This window comes from Halomonas sp. NYA30, from assembly GCF_976980765.1.
Map to the genome: position 1 here is coordinate 4,534,493 of NZ_OZ334477.1, position 15,371 is coordinate 4,549,863.

Here is a 15,371-nt window from a genome sequence, read left to right on the forward strand (position 1 = left end):
GTTGAAAACATCACTCAATATTCTGAATCTGCTCCCGCATCTGCTCAATTAACACCTTCAATTCCACCGCACAACGGGTCGTCTCCGCCACCACGGATTTTGATGAGAGCGTGTTGGCTTCGCGGTTGAGTTCCTGCATCAGAAAGTCCAAGCGTCGGCCTTTGGGGCCTTTTTGAGCGAGTTGGTGGCTGACTTCTTCGATATGCGCGGTGAGACGGTCTAACTCTTCATCCACATCGGCTTTTTGCGCCACCAGCACCAGCTCGGCTTCCAGGCGTTGGGGGTCGAGTTCGGTCTTGGCGACTTCCAGGCGTTCCAGCAGCTGGGCGCGTTGGCGCTCCAGAATTTGCGGGAGCAGGTTGCGTACGGTGGCCACTTGTTCGCTTACCGCGTCTAGGCGGGTGGTGATCATCTCGGCCAGCTTATCGCCTTCGCGGGCGCGGGCGTCGATCAGTTCATCCAACGCTTGGTTAAATAGCGCTTTGGCGGCGGCTTTAATGGCGTCTTGGTCGAGGTGCTGGGTTTCCAGTACGCCGGGCTGGTTGAGTAGTGCGAGCGTGGTGGGCGGCACGGCGCTGGGCACTTGCTGCTGTATGGCGGCCAGGGCATCGGCAATCTCTTTCAGGCGCTGGGCGTTCATGGCAGGCGCTTGTGCGGTGTCGGCGCTCTCAAACCTTACGCTGCATTCAACTTTGCCACGGGCTAAACGGGTGCGCAGTGCTTCGCGCAGCACCGGCTCTAAGTCACGCAGGCTTTCATGCAGGCGGAAATGTGGCTCTAAGTAGCGCTGATTCACCGAGCGAATTTCCACCTGCAGGGTGCCGAAAGGAGCTCCCTGCTCGGTGCGGGCGAAGGCGGTCATGCTGTGTACGCGGCTGGAAGTGGCCATGTTTCATCCTGATAGAGAACAACGGTGTATAAAAGCATTGCCAACAGTCTACCCGATAGGCCCATCAGCGCACTCCCAGACGTGTACAATGGAGGGCTTTTCCTAGTTGTGCGTTTATTGAGAGGTACTATTTGTGAGCAGCGCTAAGCGTCCTGATGTTGTGCGTCCCAGCGGTCGCGAAGCCGACCAGCTCCGTGATATTCGCCTGACCCGCGATTACACCCGTCATGCGGAAGGCTCTGTGCTGGTGGAGTTTGGCGATACCAAAGTACTGTGTAATGCCAGCGTAGAAGCCGGTGTGCCGCGCTGGCTGCGCGGTAAGAATCAGGGCTGGGTCACCGCTGAGTACGGCATGCTGCCCCGCGCCACTCACACCCGCAGTGGCCGTGAAGCGACCCGCGGCAAGCAAGGTGGCCGCACGCTCGAAATTCAGCGTTTGATTGGCCGCAGCCTGCGTGCCGCGGTCAATTTGAAGAAGCTGGGTGAGTTCACCATTACCGTGGATTGCGATGTGATCCAGGCAGATGGCGGTACCCGCACCGCAGCGATTACCGGTGGCTGCGTGGCGCTGATCGATGCGATCCGTTACCTGCAACGCGAGAAGAAGATCAAAGCCGACCCCTTCAAGCAGTTGGTAAGCGCTATTTCCGTGGGCATTTATAAAGGCGTTCCGGTACTGGATCTGGACTACCCGGAAGACAGCAAAGCCGATACCGACCTGAACGTGGTGATGACCGAAAGCGGCGAGTTAATCGAAGTACAGGGCACCGCCGAAGCCAGCGCCTTCAACCGTGCCGAGCTAAACGGCATGCTCGATTTGGCCGAGAAGGCAGGTGATGCACTTCGCGACCATCAGCGCGAAGCGCTGGGTATTCGTGGCTAAAAATTAACGCCCGCCACAACGCAACAAGCCGACCCAAGGGTCGGCTTGTTGCTTATTACCACTACTGACAGACTGCGACGCGGGAAAAGTTCGTTGCCTAGCGCTTAGAGCGCTAGGTCGTACTCAATGATCAGCGGTGCGAACTCGGAGAAGGTCGCATCGTAATCAATCCACGCGTCGACCACGTGGCGACGGAAGTTGGGGCCGACTAATTGATAGTCGATCCGCCAGCCTTCCTGGCGTTCACGGGGCACGTCTTGGTCAAGCTTCGGCCACCAGGTGTACTCGCCTGCATCGCGGTTAATTTCGCGGAAGGTGTCGATAAACCCGGTGGGGCCAAGCACCTGATCCATCCAGGCGCGCTCTTCCGGGCGGAAGCCTGAGGTCAGTTGATTGTCCGACCAGTTAGCCAAGTCGACGGTTTTGTGGGCAACATGCCAAGTGCCGCAGAGGATGTATTCGCGGCGTTTGCGCGACATCTTCGTCAGGTACTCCTGGTACTGCTCCATAAACGCCTGTTTGGCTTTTTGGTCACTTCCATCAGGCATCAGGAAAGAGACAATACTGAAGCGTTCATAATCCGCCTGCAGAAAACGTCCTTCATGATCACACTGAGGAAACCCTAGGCCATACATAATCGCCTTGGGGATTTTGCGGCAATAGAGTGCCACACCGGAGAAACCATCCTCTTCGGCATCTAGGAAGTAGCCTTCATAGCCTTCCGGATACAGAATGTGGTCACCCAGTTCAAAACTTTTTGCCTTGATGTTCTGCACGCAGACCACGTCGACATCCTGCTGAGCCAGCCAGTCCAGGAAGCCACGATCGACGGCATCACGAATACCATTGACATTGATGCTGGCAATTTTCATAAATCGTCCCTTTTGCGTCGCTGCTGTATGATACCCGACGTTTAGACGTTTGGGTAAAGGCAGCGACTAAAACTTGCCATTTACCCGCGTTTATTGTTGCTTTCGTGCCGATTTAAACCTACCGCCTAGTGAGGAACGCCGTGGCTACCACTCTACAACCCTACCAGCGCGATTTCATTGCCTTTGCCATTGAGCAAGGTGTGCTTAAGTTTGGTGAGTTTACGCTTAAATCTGGCCGTGTCAGTCCTTACTTTTTTAACGCCGGGCTTTTTCAAACCGGGCGCGCACTGGCCAAGCTGGGGCGCTTTTATGCCCAGGCAATTGCCGATAGCGGTTTAAACGCTGATGTGCTGTTTGGCCCGGCGTATAAGGGCATTCCGCTGGCAGCGGTCACAGCGGCGGCCCTGGCCGACCATCATGATATTGATATGCCCTACGCCTTCAACCGCAAAGAGGCTAAAACCCACGGTGAAGGTGGCAATATCGTTGGCGCACCGCTTTCCGGCGATATTTTAATTATTGATGACGTGATTACCGCGGGCACCGCGATTCGCGAAGTGATGACGTTGATTGAGCAGAGCGGTGCCCACGCTGGCGGGGTGATCATTGCCCTTGATCGGCAGGAGCGCGGCCAGGGCGAGCAGAGTGCGATTCAGGAAGTGCAGGCCCAGTATGGTATGCCGGTGGTCAGCATCGTCACTCTTGAGCAAGTGCTCACTTACTTGGAAGAGCATGCTGGAGGCGAAATGCTCGCCTACGCCGAAGCCATCAGGGCCTATCGTGACCGCTACGGTATTGCCAACTGATTAGACTGACAGCGCGCCAGTGAAACCTTGCTGGCGCCACGCTTCGTAGCTCACAATAGCCACAGCGTTGGAAAGGTTCAGGCTACGGTTATTGGGCTGCATAGGCAGGCGCAGTTTGTGCTCAGCGGTTAGCGCTTCGTGTACCTGGGGCGAGAGCCCAGCGGTTTCAGAACCAAATAGCAGTACATCGCCCGGGGCAAAGTCGGCATCGCTGTAGGTGCGCGTGCCTTTAGTGGTGATCGCCCAGATGCGCCGCCCCTGCATGGCCTGCTGAAAAGCGTTAAAATCCGCGTGGCGGGTCACGTTGTCGATATCACGGTAATCCAACCCAGCGCGGCGCAGCTTTTTCTCTTCCAGGTCGAAGCCAAGCGGCTCAATCAGGTGTAAACGGCAGCCATTGTTGGCCACTAAGCGCATAATATTGCCCGTATTGGGCGCCATGCGCGGTTCAAAAAGCGCTACTTCAAACATCTCCACCTGCCTGTTTATTATGCCTTCGCCAAGCGGCTGATTGTACTTGAAACCGTACTTGAAGCCGACTAGCAACTCTCGTAGAGGATGACCGACGCCATGACGCCTGCCACGCCCAAGAGCATTCTTAGCCGCATTAAAGGGCTAAACCCGCGCCAGCAGGAAGCCGTGCGCTACATCGATGGTCCTTGCTTGGTGTTGGCGGGCGCAGGGTCAGGTAAAACCAGCGTTATCACCACTAAAATTGCCTATTTGGTGCAAGAGTGCGGGATGAGCGCGCGTAAAATCGCGGCAGTGACCTTTACCAATAAAGCCGCCCGAGAGATGAAAGAGCGCGTGGGCCAGATGCTGCACGGCAAAGAGGGCCACGGGCTAACGGTCTCCACCTTTCACACCCTGGGGCTGAATATTATTCGCGGCGAGCTTAAAACCCTGGGCTACAAGCCGGGCTTTTCGCTCTTTGACCCGGAAGACGCCAAGGCACTGCTGCGCGATTTAATGAACAAAGACGCCCAGGTGGATGCCGAGCAGATCAACGCCGTGCAGAGCAAAATTTCCACCTGGAAGAATGACTTGGTGCTGCCCAGCGATGCCCTCTCGTTTGCCGCCGATGACGATGAGCACTTTGCCGCCCGGGTGTATGAAGCCTACGTCCGTCATTTAAAAGCCTACAACGCGGTGGATTTCGACGACCTGATTCTGCTGCCGGTGGTACTGCTCAAGAACGATCCGGAAGCACTAGAGCGCTGGCGGCGCAAAATCCACTACATGCTGGTGGATGAGTATCAGGACACCAATGTCTCCCAGTACCTGCTGGTGAAACTGCTCATGGCCGAGCGCTCCACCTTTACCGTGGTGGGCGATGACGACCAGTCGATCTACGCCTGGCGCGGTGCACGGCCTGAAAACCTGATTACTCTGGGGGAAGATTTCCCGCGCCTGAAAGTCATCAAGCTGGAACAGAACTACCGCTCTACTGCCACGATACTGCGCGCCGCCAATACGCTGATCGCCAATAACCCCCACGTTTATGAGAAAACGCTGTGGTCCGATATGGGCGACGGTGCGCCCATTCGGGTCATCGTGAATCGGCATGAAGAGGCGGAGTCCGAGCGGGTCGCCAGCGAAATGCTCACGCGCAGGATCAAAGAGAAGGCCGAGTGGCGCGACTTTGCGGTGCTTTATCGGGGCAATTTTCAGGCGCGATTACTGGAGCTCAAGCTTCAGCACTATCAGATCCCTTACAAGCTCTCGGGCGGCACGTCGTTTTTCTCCCGCAACGAAATCAAAGACGCCATGGCCTACCTGCGCCTGTTGATTAATCCCGCCGACGACAACGCGTTTTTGCGCATCGTGAACGTGCCACGCCGTGAAGTGGGCCCCGGCACCGTCGAGAAACTCGCTAACTACGCCACTGAGCGTTCCATATCGCTATTTGCCGCTTGCCACGAACTTGGGTTAGAACAAGTACTGCCGACCCGAGCTACTGAGCGTTTAAGCCGCTTTACCCACTTTATTGACGGTGTGCGTAAGCGCATGGATCAAGGCGATGCCATTGCCGCCATTCGTGACATGCTGCGGGATATGGATTACGAGGCGTGGCTGTACCAAAACGCCAGCGCACCCACCGTCGCCGAGCGCCGCATGGCCAACGTGTGGATTTTGATCGACCAGCTAGAGAAGTCACTTAACCGCGACCCGGAAGAGAATACCGACTCCACCGATACCGAAACCGACGGCGTTCAAGCGGCTATTTCACGCTTGGTGCTGCGGGATATTCTAGAGCAGCAAGCAGAAGAGGATGACTCGGATAGAGTGCAGCTTCTCACCATGCACGCCTCCAAAGGGCTGGAGTTTCCGCATGTTTATTTGATGGGGCTAGAGGAAGACCTGCTGCCCCACCGCAACGCCATTGAAGTAGGCACCGTGGAGGAGGAGCGTCGCTTGGCTTATGTGGGGATTACCCGGGCACGGCGAACATTAACGCTTACCCTGGCGCGGCAACGTAAAGCCTACGGTGAGTTGATGGACTGCCAGCCGAGCCGCTTTTTAGAAGAGCTGCCCGCCGAGGATCTGGAGTGGGAAGGCCGTGCAGATAAAGAAGACCCTGAGAAAAAGCAGGCCCGGGGTAAAGACGCCATTGCTGGGCTGCGTTCACTGCTAGGATGATTGATTATTAGGCAGGCAAAAAATAATCCACAGGGCAATGTTTAAAACGCCCTGTGGATAAATTACTTAAACGCTAGTGGTTGGCGACGTCTTACTGAGCTTCTGCCATTAAGTAATCAACGACGGCCATGACTTCTTCATCAGACAGGTTGGGGTTACCGCCTTTGGCAGGCATGGCGCCAATGCCGTTGATTGCACTGGCGTAAAGCTCGTCAGCACCCTTTTCTAAACGCGCTGCCCAGGCTTCTGAGTCACCTTTGGTCGGTGCACCGGCAACGCCGCTATCGTGACACGCCGCACAGCCAACGCTTGCGTAAAGCGCAGCGCCATCCAGGTCGCTACCGCCACTCGCTTCTTCTTCGTTTGCTGAGGCGTCTTCTTCACTCGCCGCGTCGTCGTTAGCAGCCATCTCTTCTTCAGCAGCATCACCTTCCGCAGCGGCGGTTTCTTCTGCAGCTCCCTCGTCTGTTGCCGCCTCTTCAGAAGCAGCGTCATCGCCACCGCCTAATTCTGGCACTTCCATCACCGGTTCAACCATATAGGCAACCGCTGCTTCGACTTCTTCGTCGGAAAGGCTGGCATTGCCGCCTTTCGGAGGCATGGCGCCAATACCATTAATCGCGTGATCTAACAGCGTGGCGAAACCTTGTTCGGTACGTTCAGCCCAAGCCTCTTCATCACCGCGGATAGGTGCACCCGCAGCGCCGGATTCGTGGCAGGCGCTACACACGTTGCCGTAAATACCTTCACCGTCGATATCACCGCCACTGCTGGCGCTATCGCCTGCAGGTGCGGCTGCCGTTCCACAGTCTTGGCCTTGCAAACAGAGTTGACCCACCGGCGCTAAACGCTCGGCAATCGCATCACGTGCGGCATCATCTTGGGCATAAACACTGGATGTGCCCGCCATGAAGCCGAGGGCCACCAGCCCGCTCATGATCAGCTTAGCTTTCACTCTCACCACCTCTTGAGTATTGTCATCAAACGTTTTTTCTTAACCTCTGTCTTAACCCCTGCGCGGGGCAGCGCCAATATCCTAAATGCACCGCTGAGACGCCAAGACACGCGTATAGAACTAGTATAACGGCAACGCAAAGCGCAAGAAAATGCTACTAAGCGCGCCTATGCCACCAACGACTGCTATTTAGGCCTTATTGAGGTGCTTCACTCCTTCCGCCACCCCCTTTCCACGCTAATAAACGCTGCTGTGCATAATGCACAAAACCAGCCTCCTGATAGAGCCGTTTGGCCGGTAGGTTGACGTTATCCACCGCCAGCATGACCTCTTGCACACCCGCCTGCTGGGCAAGCTCAAGTGCGCTATTCAATAGCGCGCGGCCCAAGCCAATCCCACGCCATTCAGGCGCTAGCCCCATCAACATAAGCTCCCAACGGCCTAGTGACGGGCGTGGCGCCAGCAGCAAAACACCCGCCACGGCATCTTGATAATTGACGGTGTACCAGTGCTGTGGCGCCTGGGGGTCCTGTTGATGGAACCCGGTCAACAACTCTTGCACCGAGAGTACGTCGCGCAAGGGGCGACTATCTAGCGAATCGTGCCCCACGGCGGCCAACAGGGCCAGCTGTTGCGTTTGCGAAAACTCGCCAAATGGCTGCAGTGACAATGGCCTTGCTTCCTTCATTACTAAACGGCGGTGACTGCTACCGGTTAAATGCGCCAGGTTGGCCAAGCGCTGCATGCCATGCTCCATCAGCAGCGCTTCTGTTTCAGCGGCCTGGGGTGAAAGCGTCAGGTGGCAGAGGCGAATAGGCTGATTGTTTACCCACCTATAGGCTGCATGTAGTAGCGCGTGGGCATGTGCGCCTTCGGCCTTGGGTAACCACAGCTGGGCCATGTTCATCGGCAAGGGTTGCACCCAGATAGCGCCCTTTAGTCGTCCCGCGTCCAGGCTTATCCATAACCCGCCCCACTGTTCGTCTGGCAGATCGTACATTGCCTTTACCGCCTCGCTCAGGGCGGTTTGCTGCTCAGGATCATGAGCGGCCGCCAACTGCAGCAGCGCCTCGCGACGTAGCGAGGGAGGACACTGCACGGTCTCAAGGGGCGTTACCTGCGCGGAGGTCATCAATGCGTTACCTCTCCATTGCTCGGTCAAACCAGAGATAAATATTTATCCCTGGTTAAGTTTTCGTTAAGTAAACCCGCCCAGAGTGTCGGAAAACATGATGGAGATCACCCGATGGCTCGCCTACGTTCGCTCCCCACTGCGCTGGCAACACTGGATTGGCACGAAGCCCTCAATTGGCAGGAAAAAGCGATGCTTCAGCAACTGATTCAGCAACGCTTCGCCCAGCAACACAGTGCTTATATCCAGCATTTTCTGCCCCGACTGTTTGGGCTGTGGCAGGCGGGACAACCGCAAGCGGCGGTGGGGCTGCGCCTTGCCAGCAGCGGGCCACTCTTTCTGGAGCGCTACCTGGATGGCAAGGCTGAACAGGTTATTAACCATGGGTTTCAGCAGTCACTTGCCCGTCGGGATATTGCCGAAATTGGCAATCTGGCCAGCCTGCGCCCTGGCTTGCAGCGGCAGCTGTTTATTTACCTGGCTCATCAACTGGCGGCGGAAGGCATCACTTGGCTGCTATTTACGGCCACGCCTGAAGTCGCCAACGGCCTGCGCCGCCTAGGGCTTGAACCACAACCGATTACCCCTGCCGACCCTAATCGACTAGGCGAAGAGTCGCATCTCTGGGGGCGCTATTACCAGCATCGCCCCTGGGTGATGGCCGGTGATCTTCGCAGCGCCATGCACACGCTCCAGGCTCAGTCAGCCTTCACAGAAACAGATAGTGAAGAGGTACTGCATGCACGCCTTGCCTAATGCGCTAATGGCGCGGCTTGCCCACCATGCCCAGCAAACCCCACAGCGTACCGCACTTAGCGATGGCGAGCAGAGTTTGTCGTATGCAGATGTCATTCACCACGTCGCCCAGAGGCGCCAGCGTTTACGCGATGTTAACGCACGACGCGTCGCATTAGCGCTGGATAACGGGCTGGAGTGGGCACTATGGGATTTAGCCTTGATGGCCGAAGCGTGTGTGGCAGTGCCTATTCCCGACTTTTTCAGTGAACAGCAGCGCCGCCACCTGGTTCAGCAGGCGGGCCTGGATAGTTGGGTTGGGCATGGAGGGGAGCCCTACGGTTTTCAAGCTACCCCCGACCCAGCCATCGCTCAGCGTCGGGTTGACCATCCCCCCGCGTTACACGAAGGCACCACGCGCATCACCTTTACCTCGGGCACCAGCGGCACCCCCAAGGGCGTGTGCTTGGATAACGCGGCGCTGCTGACCGTAACTGAAAGCCTGGCGGAGATAGTGGCACCGCTTGATATACGCCGCCACTTAGCCATGTTGCCCCTCTCCACGCTGCTCGAAAATATCGGCGGGCTTTATCTACCGCTATGGTTGGGTGCCTGCAGCATTTTACCGGGTATGGCCACTTTAGGCTGGCAGGGAGCTAGCGGTTTTAACGCTCGGCTCGCCCTTGATGCGATTGAGCGCTACCAACCCCAAAGCATGATTTTGGTGCCTCAGCTGCTTCAAGCATTGGTCAGCCAGTCCACAAGGGCACCTGATAGCCTGCGCTTTGTGGCAGTAGGCGGCGCGCAGGTGGCCAACACACTGCTCACTCACGCCCGGCGTGGCGGATGGCCGGTCTATGAAGGCTATGGTTTATCCGAAGGCACCTCGGTGGTCTGTCTGAATCGCCCAGGCGAGCCAAGCTGCGGCGTTGGCCGCCCACTGCGCCACGCCCAGATCCGCATTGATCGCGAAGGCCAGCTGCATATTCGTGGCGCCTTGATGCTGGGTTATATCGGCGAAGCACCTTGCGGCGACTGGTATGCCACAGGGGACACCGGTCAGTGGCAAGACGGCACCATCGCGCTCAATGGCCGCCAGCGGGAAGTCTTTATTACCGCCTATGGCCGTAATATCAACCCGCAATGGGTAGAGGGCGAGCTCTGCACGCAGCCTGCCATTGCCCAAGCCATGGTGTATGGCGAGGCCCTGCCCGCTAACCGCGCGCTGATCGTGCCCACGACGCCCCATATTACCAATGCCCAGATCGACGCTGCCCTCAATGCATTGAATCGCACGCTACCCGATTACGCCCAAGTGCATGAGTGGCAGCGCGCCGCCCCCTTTACGCCCCACAACCAACAACTCACGGCCAACGGCCGCCTACGCCGCGACACCCTGCTAGCCGCCTATGGCCACTGGCTAAGGGCCGTCGTGACCGACACACCCAAAGGAGTAACACCATGACCGCTTACCAACAGCTGCAAGACGCTACCCAAGACGCTCGTCACTGGTTGCTGACCACCCCCATCGTGACCCGCGCTCTGGCGGGCAATGTCACGCTAGAGGAGTATCTCGCCTTTTTAGGTCAAGCGTATCACCACGTTCGTTTCACCGTGCCGCTAATGATGGCCTGCGGCGCACGGCTGCCCGACCGGCTCGACTGGCTGCGCACGGCGCTGGTGGAATACATCGAAGAGGAGCACGGCCATGAAAAATGGATTCTGGATGATATCCGCGCCGCAGGCGGGGATGCAGAAGCCGCCGCTGCCGCCCTGCCAGACCCCGCCACTCGGTTAATGGTGGCCTGGATTCGTGATGCCGTAGAACACGGCAATCCGGTGGCGTTTTTCGGCATGGTGCAGGTGCTGGAAGGCACCAGTACCGCGCTTGCCACCCAGGCCGCCGAACGCTTACAGGCAAGCCTTTCGCTACCCAACAATGCCGTGCGCTATCTCACCTCCCACGGCAGCCTGGATATTGGTCATTTGGCCTTTTTTGAAGAGCAGATAAATCAGCTGGGTGCCGACGATCTGGCCGTGGTGACTGATAGCGCCAACATGTTCTACCGCCTGTATGGCGCAATGTTTAGAGGCATCGAAGCCCGCTGTCAGGGCGGCAGCGCGGTGGAGGAACTTAGTCATGCGCTTGCCTAGCCTGGCTTGGCCTAGAAAAAATAGGCTGCCCGGCGGATGGCCGGGCCAGAGGATTTTAATCACCGGCGCCAGCGGCGGTATTGGTATGGCCCTGGCCGAAGCGCTGGCGCAGCGGGGCGCGCACCTACTGGTAAGTGGTCGCCAACAAAACGCGCTGGCTTCGTTAGTCGACCGTTTTCCCAAGCACATCACCGCCGTTAGCGCTGATCTAACCAACGCGAGTGATCGCAGCCGCTTAGTCAGCGCTGCGCAAGAGGCAAGCTGCAATATGTTGATTAATGCCGCTGGCAGTAATCAGCAGGGATTTTTTGATACTGCCAGTGACAGCGATATCGAACAGCTGGTGGCGATTAATCTGACCGCCACCCTGCAACTGACCCGCGCGCTGCTTCCCCAGCTAATGGCTGGCCCCCGAGCGACGATTATCACCATTGGTTCGACGCTCGGGCGGCTGGGCTACCCAGGCCAAGTCACTTACTGCACCACCAAATTCGCCCTGCGCGGTTTTAGCCAAGCGCTGCGCCGGGAGCTGGCCGATACCCGTGTGCGGGTGATGTATATCGCCCCACGAGCCACCCGCACCGCGATGAACTCGCCACAAACCGAGGCACTCAATGAGGCGCTGGGCAATACCATCGACTCTCCTGACGCCGTTGCCCTGGCCATTATCAATGCCATAGAACAGCAGCGTGAGGAACTACAAATTGGCCTGCCAGAACGCTTCTTTACCCGCTTGAATATGCTATGGCCAGGCGCTGTTGACCGGGCCCTGTTACGCCAACTGCCCGTCATTCGCCGGTTCGTTGCCACCAAGGAGTCTTCCTCATGATCATGCTAGCTTTCAAAACGCTGCGTACCACGCTACTGGCTAGCGCCATTGGCTTGATAAGTTTTCAGGGGTTTGCCAGCGAGGTCGACAGCGCGGCTGTCGCCGCATCGCTTACCGAACTACAGCAGCGTTGGGCGGAAATTAACTATACGCTGCCGCCGGGTGAACAGGCGGCAGCCTTCAGCCGCTTGGGCGACCAGGCCGAACAGCCCGTCAAACGCTACCCGGACGCCGCCGAACTGCATATCTGGGCCGGCATTATCCGCTCGACAGAAGCAGGTGCCAGTGGTGGGCTGGGCGCGCTGGGGCTGGTAAAACAGGCTAAAAAGGAGCTTGAAACCGCGCTGGAACTGAACCCGCTGGCGCTGGATGGTTCGGCCTATACCAGCCTGGGTGCGCTCTATTATCAGGTTCCCGGCTGGCCACTCGGCTTTGGCGATGAACAAAAAGCCGAATGGCATTTGCAAAGAGCCCTTGCGATTAACCCCGAAGGGATCGACAGTCTCTATTTCTGGGGCGACTATTTACATGAACAGGGTCGCGATGCAGAAGCGCGTCAGGCATTGGAAAATGCACTAGTAGCACCACCCCGGGCGGGGCGTGAATTGGCGGATAATGGCCGCCGTGACGACATTCGCCAGTTAATGTCAGAACTCGAATAATAAGGATCCCTATGCGCATTTTGCTGGTAGAAGACGACCCAAGCTTAGCCTCGGGTATCCGCTTAGCGTTAAAGCCCGAGCACTACACGGTGGATCACCTGAGCGACGGCACTACCGCGCTAAATGCGCTAACAGAGGGAGAACCCTTTGATGCTGTGATTCTTGACCTGGGGCTGCCGCGCATGGATGGCATGGCGGTATTAAACGCTGTCAGGCGCCACGGCAGTCAGGTGCCCATTTTGGTACTGACGGCCCGCGACGCGGTGGATGACCGCATCGCGGGGCTGGATGCTGGCGCCGATGACTATTTAACCAAACCGTTTGAAGTGGCGGAACTGAAAGCCCGATTACGCGCCTTGCTGCGCCGCAGCCAAGGCCAGATCAGCAGCATATTGAGCTGTCGTGGTATCCGCCTGGACCCGCACACCTTTAACGTCAGCTATCAAGACCAAGATGTGAGCTTGTCGCGGCGCGAGTTGACGCTACTGCAAGAGTTTATGAGCCATCCGGGCCGGGTGTTTACCCGCGATACCTTGACCCGCTTGGTCTACGGCTGGGACGAGGATGTCGAGAGCAATGCCATTGAAGTCCATATCCACCATTTACGACGCAAGCTATTCACCGACGTCATCCGCACGGTGCGCGGCATTGGCTATGTGATGGATAAGCCAAAGGATGAAGTATGACGTCTATTCGCCAACGCACCCTAGGGCTGGCGCTACTGGTATTTGGCCTAAGCATGCTGGTAATCGGCTTTGTCAGCTACCGTTATGCCGCCCATGAAATAGAAGAACTTTACGATGCCAGCCTGGCGCAGAATGCACGCTTGCTGGAAGGGTTGTTACAGGCACCGCTGCCGGATTCTGACCGCAATGTGCTACTAAACAGTCTGGAAAGCGCCTTGCAGCGCGCTCGTCAGTCCGACAAGCGCTTTGCGGGCCACCGTTACGAAAGCAAACTGGCCTTTCAGTTGTGGGAGGACGAGCAACTGCTGCTGCGCTCTGCCACGGCCCCTGAAGCCCCCCTTGCCCAACAGCCTATCGGCTACTCGACGCTGACCGTGGACGAGCACGATTGGCGAGTATATGTGCTTGAAGTGCCGGACTCATCAAATCGTGTGGTAGTGAGCGAGCGCGAAGACGTTCGCGGGGAACTGATCAGGGCGGTAGCGCTCCGAACGCTGTTGCCCGACCTGATCGGCCTGCCACTCCTCTCCGCGCTGCTATGGTGGTCAATTGGCTGGGGGCTGGCACCGTTATCCCGCATGGCCGAGCAGATTCGCAGTCGTGATCCGCACAATTTGCAGCCCTTGACGCTTAGCCCCTTGCCCCACGAGTTGGACACCATCGCCGGCGCGCTTAACCGGCTGTTAGAGCGCATCCGCATCATGCGCGTACGCGAAAAGCGCTTCATTGCCGATGCCGCCCATGAGTTACGCACCCCCTTAGCAGTGCTTGACCTACACGCCCAGAACGCACTGACAGCCGATAATCTTGAAGATCGCCAGGAGGCGCTCAGCCACCTGCGCGGCGGCGTTGCCCGGGCCACGCGCTTGGTTACCCAGTTGTTAACGCTGGCGCGCCTGGACCCTGAAGAAGAGTCACAACCTGAGTACCGCGCCACCAACCTACTCAGTGAAGTGCGGGAAACCCTGGCCAAGCTTTCGCCGCTGGCCGCTGAACGCCAACAGCAACTGCTGCTAAACGCCGATGAGCAGGGGGAGTGGTCCATCACAGAAGAGCCCGGCGCGATTGAAACCTTGGTACAAAATCTGGTCGGTAATGCCATCCAGCACTCGCCTAATCAGAGCGCCACCAGCATCACGTTGGCGACGACGCCACACGGCTTTCAGCTCATGGTGGATGATCAGGGACCCGGCATCCCGGTCAATGAACGCAAAAAAGTGGTCGAGCGCTTTCAGCGCGCAGGCCCCAGCGCGGGTTCGGGGTTAGGGCTTTCCATCGTTGAGCGGTTAGTCACTCGCCATGGCGGCACTCTTCAACTTGATGATGCGCCCAGCGGAGGGCTACGCGTACGTATTGTTCTGCAACGTCCAGAAAAGCAATAAATTTTTCTTTGCTTCCTAAGCTGAGTTTTATGGATCTCTTAAGGTTCTGATAAGAATTGCATGCAACTGTGGAGGCACACTGCGAGCCAGATACCCACGGCTCGCTCTTTTCTCCACATGGAGGTCCCCCGATGAACCAAGTAACCTTTTCACCTAAGCCATTAGTTCAACTAGGCTCAACCCCTCTTTTGGCGATGCCTGCCCCACGGCGGCTGTTGCCCACCAGTCCTGCCATGACGGTGCTTACCGACTTTTCCCAGGTAATGCCGCAGTCGGTTGAAGCCGATACGCCTATCGACGAGGCACACCTTAAGATGCGGCATGGCGGTGTACGGCTTTTGTTCGTCATGGATAAACAGGCGCACTGTATCGGCGTTATTACGTCGAAAGAAGTGATCGGTACCCGGCGCATCAACCTGGCCATGCAGCAGCGTAACCTGACCCGTGCAGAAGTCACCGCTGAAATGATCATGACGCCATGGCACAAGCTGAGCGCTTTGCCTGTCGCGCAACTGGCATCGCTGACCATCGAAGACCTGGTACTATCAATGGAAGCCGTTACCGACCAGCATCTCTTGATCACCGAGCAAAATGATAATCACGAACTAAGAATTCGCGGCATTATCTCAGCAAGCGATATACAGTCGGCGGTAGGCAAAGAGATCAATCCGGTGCCGATGGCGAAAAGCTTTGCCGACATCTGCCATGTCGTAACCGGTCACGATCTATAACGCTTCAGCAGGGCT

Annotated in this window: 16 protein-coding genes; 11 read left to right on the top strand and 5 right to left on the bottom strand. The window is 57.4% G+C overall.

The genetic code is table 11. The annotated features are described in order from the left end of the window. Positions 1-10 precede the first annotated feature (10 nt). On the bottom strand, positions 11-889 hold the full coding sequence (locus ACWI0H_RS21045; protein WP_485874459.1) for a YicC/YloC family endoribonuclease: 879 nt from the start codon (positions 887-889) through the stop codon (positions 11-13). Between the two features lie 160 nt (positions 890-1,049). On the opposite strand from ACWI0H_RS21045, the gene rph reads away from it, so the two are divergent. Then, entirely contained in the window at positions 1,050-1,772 is a 723-nt protein-coding gene (gene rph / locus ACWI0H_RS21050; protein WP_485876289.1) for a ribonuclease PH, read from the top strand. A 104-nt stretch (positions 1,773-1,876) separates the two neighbouring features. Here the strand turns inward: rph and ACWI0H_RS21055 are convergent, their stop codons facing one another. Then, positions 1,877-2,644 (bottom strand): exodeoxyribonuclease III, encoded by a 768-nt coding sequence (locus ACWI0H_RS21055; RefSeq protein WP_008959049.1) that lies wholly within the window; start codon positions 2,642-2,644, stop codon positions 1,877-1,879. 140 nt (positions 2,645-2,784) lie between these two features. On the opposite strand from ACWI0H_RS21055, the gene pyrE reads away from it, so the two are divergent. After that, positions 2,785-3,450 (top strand): orotate phosphoribosyltransferase, encoded by a 666-nt coding sequence (pyrE, locus tag ACWI0H_RS21060; protein ID WP_485874460.1) that lies wholly within the window; start codon positions 2,785-2,787, stop codon positions 3,448-3,450. On the opposite strand, the gene ACWI0H_RS21065 is transcribed toward pyrE, so the two are convergent. Further along, positions 3,451-3,921, bottom strand: coding sequence for a tRNA (cytidine(34)-2'-O)-methyltransferase (locus ACWI0H_RS21065; protein ID WP_298964731.1), 471 nt, complete (start codon positions 3,919-3,921; stop codon positions 3,451-3,453). Between the two features lie 99 nt (positions 3,922-4,020). Here ACWI0H_RS21065 and rep point away from each other — a divergent pair, with 99 nt between their 5' ends. Next, on the top strand, positions 4,021-6,090 hold the full coding sequence (gene rep, locus ACWI0H_RS21070) for a DNA helicase Rep (RefSeq protein WP_485874461.1): 2,070 nt from the start codon (positions 4,021-4,023) through the stop codon (positions 6,088-6,090). A 91-nt stretch (positions 6,091-6,181) separates the two neighbouring features. Here the strand turns inward: rep and ACWI0H_RS21075 are convergent, their stop codons facing one another. Together ACWI0H_RS21075 and ACWI0H_RS21080 are read right to left on the bottom strand one after the other, a co-directional pair. Beyond that, on the bottom strand, positions 6,182-7,045 hold the full coding sequence (locus ACWI0H_RS21075; RefSeq protein WP_485874462.1) for a c-type cytochrome: 864 nt from the start codon (positions 7,043-7,045) through the stop codon (positions 6,182-6,184). 196 nt (positions 7,046-7,241) lie between these two features. Beyond that, complete coding sequence (locus ACWI0H_RS21080; protein WP_485874463.1) at positions 7,242-8,177, bottom strand: GNAT family N-acetyltransferase; 936 nt, start codon at positions 8,175-8,177, stop codon at positions 7,242-7,244. A 114-nt stretch (positions 8,178-8,291) separates the two neighbouring features. On the opposite strand from ACWI0H_RS21080, the gene ACWI0H_RS21085 reads away from it, so the two are divergent. From ACWI0H_RS21085 to ACWI0H_RS21120, 8 genes are all read left to right on the top strand, one after another. Continuing rightward, positions 8,292-8,933, top strand: coding sequence for a thermostable hemolysin (locus ACWI0H_RS21085; protein ID WP_339885957.1), 642 nt, complete (start codon positions 8,292-8,294; stop codon positions 8,931-8,933). After that, a complete protein-coding gene (locus tag ACWI0H_RS21090) occupies positions 8,917-10,377 on the top strand; it encodes an AMP-binding protein (protein ID WP_485874464.1) in 1,461 nt (486 codons plus the stop codon). The genes ACWI0H_RS21085 and ACWI0H_RS21090 overlap by 17 nt, the downstream gene beginning before the upstream one ends. Continuing rightward, entirely contained in the window at positions 10,374-11,066 is a 693-nt protein-coding gene (locus tag ACWI0H_RS21095) for an iron-containing redox enzyme family protein (protein ID WP_485874465.1), read from the top strand. Before ACWI0H_RS21090 ends, ACWI0H_RS21095 begins: the two co-directional genes overlap by 4 nt. Then, positions 11,053-11,895, top strand: a complete 843-nt coding sequence (locus tag ACWI0H_RS21100) for an SDR family oxidoreductase (protein ID WP_485874466.1) — start codon at positions 11,053-11,055, stop codon at positions 11,893-11,895. Before ACWI0H_RS21095 ends, ACWI0H_RS21100 begins: the two co-directional genes overlap by 14 nt. After that, positions 11,892-12,557, top strand: coding sequence for a hypothetical protein (locus ACWI0H_RS21105; protein ID WP_485874467.1), 666 nt, complete (start codon positions 11,892-11,894; stop codon positions 12,555-12,557). The genes ACWI0H_RS21100 and ACWI0H_RS21105 overlap by 4 nt, the downstream gene beginning before the upstream one ends. An 11-nt stretch (positions 12,558-12,568) precedes the next feature. Further along, the gene (locus tag ACWI0H_RS21110) at positions 12,569-13,243 is read left to right on the top strand and encodes a response regulator transcription factor (RefSeq protein ID WP_485874468.1); all 675 of its coding nucleotides are present in this window, start codon (positions 12,569-12,571) and stop codon (positions 13,241-13,243) included. After that, positions 13,240-14,625, top strand: coding sequence for an ATP-binding protein (locus tag ACWI0H_RS21115; protein WP_485874469.1), 1,386 nt, complete (start codon positions 13,240-13,242; stop codon positions 14,623-14,625). Before ACWI0H_RS21110 ends, ACWI0H_RS21115 begins: the two co-directional genes overlap by 4 nt. A gap of 131 nt (positions 14,626-14,756) precedes the next feature. Beyond that, positions 14,757-15,356 carry a CBS domain-containing protein gene (locus tag ACWI0H_RS21120; protein ID WP_485874470.1) on the top strand — a complete coding sequence of 200 codons (600 nt, stop codon included), beginning with the start codon at positions 14,757-14,759 and terminating at the stop codon, positions 15,354-15,356. The last annotated feature ends 15 nt before the right edge of the window (positions 15,357-15,371 follow it).